Source organism: Sphingomonas bacterium (assembly GCF_903643065.1).
GTDB lineage: Bacteria > Pseudomonadota > Alphaproteobacteria > Sphingomonadales > Sphingomonadaceae > Sphingomonas.
The window spans coordinates 1-4016 of sequence record NZ_CAHJWX010000270.1 but is presented as its reverse complement, the minus strand read 5'-3'; the positions used below and the strand labels follow the sequence as shown (position 1 = coordinate 4016).

The 4016-nt window shown below is 72.9% G+C and carries 5 protein-coding genes and 1 pseudogene; 4 read left to right on the top strand and 2 right to left on the bottom strand.

The features are described 5' to 3' along the window. From HUU95_RS10145 to HUU95_RS10135, 3 genes are all read left to right on the top strand, one after another. Positions 1 to 773 (top strand): hypothetical protein (locus tag HUU95_RS10145; protein WP_217429808.1); only part of this gene is annotated, 773 nt, incomplete at its 5' end. A gap of 5 nt (positions 774 to 778) precedes the next feature. Further along, positions 779 to 1573 carry a TrmH family RNA methyltransferase gene (locus tag HUU95_RS10140; protein ID WP_174280002.1) on the top strand — a complete coding sequence of 265 codons (795 nt, stop codon included), beginning with the start codon at positions 779 to 781 and terminating at the stop codon, positions 1571 to 1573. A 15-nt stretch (positions 1574 to 1588) separates the two neighbouring features. After that, a complete protein-coding gene (locus HUU95_RS10135; protein WP_174280001.1) occupies positions 1589 to 2542 on the top strand; it encodes an arginase family protein in 954 nt (317 codons plus the stop codon). On the opposite strand, the gene def is transcribed toward HUU95_RS10135, so the two are convergent. Together def and recR are read right to left on the bottom strand one after the other, a co-directional pair. Then, positions 2526 to 3050: a peptide deformylase gene (gene def, locus HUU95_RS10130; protein ID WP_174280000.1), complete on the bottom strand. Its 525-nt coding sequence runs from the start codon at positions 3048 to 3050 to the stop codon at positions 2526 to 2528. The genes HUU95_RS10135 and def overlap by 17 nt on opposite strands. 44 nt (positions 3051 to 3094) lie before the next feature. Continuing rightward, positions 3095 to 3691, bottom strand: coding sequence for a recombination mediator RecR (recR, locus tag HUU95_RS10125; RefSeq protein ID WP_174279999.1), 597 nt, complete (start codon positions 3689 to 3691; stop codon positions 3095 to 3097). 174 nt (positions 3692 to 3865) lie between these two features. Between recR and HUU95_RS14590 the strand changes: the two are divergent. After that, positions 3866 to 4016 (top strand): annotated as a pseudogene (locus HUU95_RS14590) (methionyl-tRNA formyltransferase); the annotation flags it as partial.

The window sequence follows — 4016 nt, the reverse complement described above, 5'->3', positions numbered from 1 at the left end:
CCGACGACCTCCGGGCGCGGCTGTCGCGCGCGATCGTGGGCCAGCCCATGCCGACGGACGTGGCCGCGCTCGATGCGATGGTGGCGCGCGACGATGGCGCCGCGCTGTCCCGGCGGCTGGCCGGGGTGAGCGACGGCGCGCAGGCGGAGCTGGACCTGAACTGGGAACGAGACCGGCTGTTCAACGGCGCGGGCTTCCTGGTCGCCTTTGCGTACATGACCGACCTCTGGCGCGTCGGCACCGCGCTGCCGGGGCGACAGGGCGATCAGATCAAGCAGAGCGCCGCGCTCTACTTCGTCTACGCGATCGACCTGGTGCGGCTGGACGGCGTCCGCTGCGCCGACGCGACCGCGCCGGAGCATCGGCGGCGGCAGCTGTTCGCGCAGAACCAGCCGCTGGTGGCGTTCCTGCGTGGCCTGCCCCGGTCGACGCGGATGACGATCGGTTCCCTCTCGCTGGCCTGGGAAAGCGCCACCGCGACGCGGCGCCGCGACGATCCGGTGCTGTGCGCCGACGGGATGGAGTCGATGACCGCCGGGCTGAAGGCGGCGGGTGACGCGCCGCTGCGGCACGTCCCGAACGCGCCCGGGACGTTCGGGCGGACCTATGCCGTGCCGCCGGCGCCCGGCTATCGGCCGCGCTTCGTTCCCGCCGCGCAGTCGATGGCCGAACAGGCGGATCGGCGGCGGGCGCTGCCGGCGTATCTGACCAGCTTCCTCACCGTTCCCGGCGATAGCGCGAGCGTGCCGCCGCCCGCGCCACCCGGCCGCTGACGGGCGTGCCGCGCCTCGTCACCGCCTTTTCCAATCCCCTCGTCAAGCATGCCCAGTCACTGCGCGACAAGCGGCATCGGCGCGAGGCGGGACGATTCCTGGCGGAGGGGTTGCGCATCCTGACCGAGGCGCGCGAGGCGGGCCGCGTGCCGGCGCTGCTGTTCTTCACCGACGCGAGCCATCCGCTCGTCCGCGCGCTGATCGAGGCGGTCGAGGCGGCAGGGGGCGAGGCGATCGAGACGACGCCCGCCATCCTCGCCAAGCTGTCGGGCAAGGACAATCCGCAGACCGTCGTCGGCGTGTTCGAGGCGTGGGACACGCCGCTCCATGCGCTCGACCGGACGCGCGCGGGCATCTGGCTGGTCGCCGAGCGGCTGCGCGATCCGGGCAATCTGGGCACCATCCTGCGCACCGGCGACGCGGTGGGCGCGGGCGGGCTGATCCTGATCGGCGAGTGCGTCGATCCTTTCGGCGTCGAGGCGGTGCGCGCGAGCATGGGGGCGCTGTTCACCGTGCCGGTGGTCCGCGCCGAATGGCCAGACTTCCACGCCTGGCTGCGCGGCGGGCCGGGGCAGCTCGTCGGGCTGAGCCTCGACACCGCCACCGACTATCGCGCCGCGCGCTATGCGGCACCCAGCTTCCTGCTGACGGGCAACGAGGCGCAGGGCCTGCCGGCCGAACTGGCGGCGGCGTGCGACCTGCTGGTCAGAATCCCGATGCTGGGCAAGGCGGACAGCCTCAACGCCGCCGTCGCCACGGCGGTGATGGCATATCAGGTGCTGGCACAACAGCGCGGCTGACGGGTTGAGCGGTCCATGGCGCGACGCATCCCCCTCACCTATCCGACGCTGATGGGCCTGCCCGTGGGCGTGCTGTCCGATCTGCGGCCCGGCCAGGTCTGCGTGCTCGGCGCGGCGGAGGCGACGCCCTATGATCCGGCGGAAGCGAGCCATTCGGCGGGCGCGCCGGGCGCGATCCGCGCGGCGTCCCGGCTGTTCGCGGGGCAGCTCAAGCAGCACGACTTCGACCTGGGCGCGACGCTGGTCACGCCCGACCGGCCGATCGAGGCGATCGGGATCGACGTGGGCGACGTGCGGACGCGGCCCGGCGACGCCAAGGGCAATCGTGCGCGCATCCGCGACGCGGTGGCGCAGGCACTGACGGCGGGCGCGGTGCCGCTGGTGCTGGGCGGCGACGATTCGGTGCCGATCCCGGTGATCGCCGGCTTCGCGGGGACGGGCGACGTGACCGTCGTGCAGGTCGACGCGCATGTCGACTGGGCGGACGTGATCCGGGGCGAGGCGCAGGGCTATGGCTCGCCGATGCGCCGCGCGAGCGAGCTGCCGCACGTGACCGGCATGGTGCAGATCGGCATCCGCGGCCTCGGCTCGGGCGAGGCGTGGCAGCACCACGACGCGCGCGGCTGGGGCTCGCGGCTGGTGGGCTCGCGCGAGTGGCACCGGCGCGGCGCGGACGCGGTGCTGGACGAGCATCTGCCGGCGGGGGCGCGTGTCGTGCTCTCGATCGACCTGGACGGGCTCGACCCGGCGGTGTTCCCGGCGGTGGCGATGCCGACACCGGGCGGGCTGACCTATGAGGACGTGCTCGACCTGATGCACGGGTTGGCGGCGCGGGGCACGCTCGCGGGCGCCGTGCTGGCGGAGTATGTGCCCGAGCGGGATGACGCGCTGCGCGGGTCGGCGCTGGTCGCGGCGCGGATCGCGGCGGTGGCGGTGGGGTTGATGGCTGGGGCTAAGCAGCCTTCCTGAGCTTCGCCAGCTTGCGCATCACCATGTCGCGCTTGAGGCGGCTGAGGTGGTCGGTGAAGAGCACGCCGTTCAGATGGTCGATCTCGTGCTGCATGCAGGTGGCGAGCAGGCCGTCCAGCTCCGCCTCGTGCCGCTCGCCCCGTTCGTCCTGCCAGCGCAGCCGGCAGCGCGCGGGGCGGGCGACCTCCGCATATTGTTCCGGGATCGACAGGCAACCCTCGTTATAGGTGGACAGGTCATCGGACACCGACACCAGCTCGGGGTTGATATAGGCGCGCGGGTCGCGGACCGGCTGGTCCTCCGCGTCGCGCCCTTCCTGCAGGTCGATGACGAGGATGCGGCGATCGACGCCGACCTGGATCGCGGCCAGCCCGATGCCGTGCGCGGCGTACATCGTCTCGATCAGGTCGGCGACGAACGCCCGCACGTCGTCGTCGATTGCCTCGACGGGACGCGAGACGAGGCGGAGGCGGGGATCGGGGACTTCGACGACGGGCAGGACGGCCATGGCGGGCAGGTATGTGGGGGCTGGCGGAGCGTCAAGCGTCGCGCTCAGGCGACGGGGCGCCGCGCGCGCAGCGCCTGGGCGAGCGTGCCCTCGTCCAGGTAATCCAACTCGCCGCCGACCGGGAGGCCGTGCGCGAGCTGGGTCAGGCGGATCGGGAAACGCTCCAGCCGCTCGGCGATGTAATGGGCGGTGGTCTGGCCCTCCAGCGTCGCGTTGGTGGCGAGCACCACCTCGTCGATCCCGCCCGCCTCGACGCGGGCCAGCAGCGTGGCGATCGCCAGGTCCTCTGGCCGGACGCCCTCCAGCGCCGACAGCCGGCCGCCGAGCACGTGGAAGCGGCCGGGGAACAGCCGCGCGCGATCGAGCGCCCACAGGTCGGCCACCTCCTCCACCACGCACAGCGACCGCGCGTCGCGGCGCGGATCGGCGCAGATCGAGCAGGGGTTCGCCGTGTCGACATTGCCGCAGGTGCCGCAGGTGGCGAGATTGGCCTCCACCGCCTGCAACGCGGCGAGCAGCGGCCCCAGCGCCGCCTCGCGCCGCTTGAGCAGGTGCAGCACCGCGCGCCGCGCCGAGCGCGGACCCAGCCCGGGCAAGCGGGCGAGCACCTGCGCCAGCGTCTCGATCTCGGGGGAGGCCATGGGGTGGATGTAGGTCGCGCTCCACCTTTCGTCATGCTGAACTTGTTTCAGCATCCACGCGCGACGCCCAATATCTGGCGGAGCGCCCATGTCGCGCGTCCCGCCTGGATCCTGAAACAAGTTCAGGATGACGGCAGGTTGTGTTGCGGCCATTCGCTCCCCAAAGCTCCTGCCATGCGGATCGTCTTCATGGGTACGCCCCCGTTCGCGGTGCCGACGCTCGATGCGCTGGTCGAGGCCGGTCACGCGGTGGTCGCGGTCTATACGCAGCCGCCGCGGCCGGGCGGGCGGCGCGGGCGCGAGCTAGTGCCGTCCCCCGTCCAGC

Coding starts and splice junctions, on each gene's coding strand:
- recR (WP_174279999.1), bottom strand. CDS start 3,691: ATGGCCTCCCCCGAGATCGAGACGCTGGCGCAGGTGCTCGCCCGCTTG.
- def (WP_174280000.1), bottom strand. CDS start 3,050: ATGGCCGTCCTGCCCGTCGTCGAAGTCCCCGATCCCCGCCTCCGCCTC.
- HUU95_RS10135 (WP_174280001.1), top strand. CDS start 1,589: ATGGCGCGACGCATCCCCCTCACCTATCCGACGCTGATGGGCCTGCCC.